The organism is Planomonospora algeriensis (genome assembly GCF_977012225.1).
Genome location: NZ_CDRNDK010001145.1, coordinates 1 through 311, shown reverse-complemented (window position 1 = coordinate 311; position 311 = coordinate 1). Strand labels below are relative to the sequence as shown.

The 311-nt window shown below is 72.7% G+C and carries 1 pseudogene; it reads left to right on the top strand.

The features are described from left to right. Positions 1-310 (top strand): annotated as a pseudogene (locus ACWJ6R_RS38200) (hypothetical protein); the annotation flags it as partial. Position 311: the final 1 nt, after the last annotated feature.

Genomic DNA, 311 nt, shown 5'->3' with positions numbered 1-311 from the left:
CGGCGGCCTCTTCGGCGCCCTGGCCGGACAGGCCTGGGTCGACTGGCTGTTCATGCTCGGCCTGGCCGGCGTCGGCACCGCCCTCATCCTGGGCATCGGCCTGCGCGTCGCCGCCGGAGCCGGCGCGACCATGACGCTCCTGATGTGGGCCGCCGCCCTGCCGCTGGAGACCAACCCCTTCATGGACGACCACATCGTCTACGCCATCGTCCTGATCACCCTGGCCCTGACCCGCGCCGGCGACACCCTCGGCCTCGGCGCCCGGTGGGGCAAGACCGCCCTGGTCGAGCGACTGCCCATCCTGAAGTGAC